Source organism: Bacillus cereus group sp. MYBK139-1 (genome assembly GCF_051916915.1).
In the GTDB taxonomy this organism is placed as follows: domain Bacteria; phylum Bacillota; class Bacilli; order Bacillales; family Bacillaceae_G; genus Bacillus_A; species Bacillus_A pacificus.
Genome location: NZ_JBQAHO010000021.1, coordinates 1 through 1,371 on the forward strand (window position 1 = coordinate 1; position 1,371 = coordinate 1,371).

Here is a 1,371-nt window from a genome sequence, read left to right on the forward strand (position 1 = left end):
AAGGCTGAGCTGTGATGGGGAAGCTCCTTATGGAGCGAAGTCTTTGATTCCCCGCTGCCAAGAAAAGCTTCTAGCGAGATAAAAGGTGCCTGTACCGCAAACCGACACAGGTAGGCGAGGAGAGAATCCTAAGGTGTGCGAGAGAACTCTGGTTAAGGAACTCGGCAAAATGACCCCGTAACTTCGGGAGAAGGGGTGCTTTCTTAACGGAAAGCCGCAGTGAATAGGCCCAAGCGACTGTTTAGCAAAAACACAGCTCTCTGCGAAGCCGTAAGGCGAAGTATAGGGGGTGACACCTGCCCGGTGCTGGAAGGTTAAGGAGAGGGGTTAGCGTAAGCGAAGCTCTGAACTGAAGCCCCAGTAAACGGCGGCCGTAACTATAACGGTCCTAAGGTAGCGAAATTCCTTGTCGGGTAAGTTCCGACCCGCACGAAAGGTGTAACGATTTGGGCACTGTCTCAACCAGAGACTCGGTGAAATTATAGTACCTGTGAAGATGCAGGTTACCCGCGACAGGACGGAAAGACCCCGTGGAGCTTTACTGTAGCCTGATATTGAATTTTGGTACAGTTTGTACAGGATAGGCGGGAGCCTTTGAAACCGGAGCGCTAGCTTCGGTGGAGGCGCTGGTGGGATACCGCCCTGACTGTATTGAAATTCTAACCTACGGGTCTTATCGACCCGGGAGACAGTGTCAGGTGGGCAGTTTGACTGGGGCGGTCGCCTCCTAAAGTGTAACGGAGGCGCCCAAAGGTTCCCTCAGAATGGTTGGAAATCATTCGTAGAGTGCAAAGGCATAAGGGAGCTTGACTGCGAGACCTACAAGTCGAGCAGGGACGAAAGTCGGGCTTAGTGATCCGGTGGTTCCGCATGGAAGGGCCATCGCTCAACGGATAAAAGCTACCCCGGGGATAACAGGCTTATCTCCCCCAAGAGTCCACATCGACGGGGAGGTTTGGCACCTCGATGTCGGCTCATCGCATCCTGGGGCTGTAGTCGGTCCCAAGGGTTGGGCTGTTCGCCCATTAAAGCGGTACGCGAGCTGGGTTCAGAACGTCGTGAGACAGTTCGGTCCCTATCCGTCGTGGGCGTAGGAAATTTGAGAGGAGCTGTCCTTAGTACGAGAGGACCGGGATGGACGCACCGCTGGTGTACCAGTTGTTCTGCCAAGGGCATAGCTGGGTAGCTATGTGCGGAAGGGATAAGTGCTGAAAGCATCTAAGCATGAAGCCCCCCTCAAGATGAGATTTCCCATAGCGTAAGCTAGTAAGATCCCTGAAAGATGATCAGGTTGATAGGTTCGAGGTGGAAGCATGGTGACATGTGGAGCTGACGAATACTAATAGATCGAGGACTTAACCATATAATATG

The 1,371-nt window shown here is 53.0% G+C and carries 1 rRNA gene; it reads left to right on the plus strand.

Annotated elements, in window-relative coordinates:
- A 23S ribosomal RNA gene (locus tag ACTFRS_RS28405) occupies positions 1-1,363 on the plus strand; the annotation flags it as partial.
- Between the last annotated feature and the right edge of the window lie 8 nt (positions 1,364-1,371).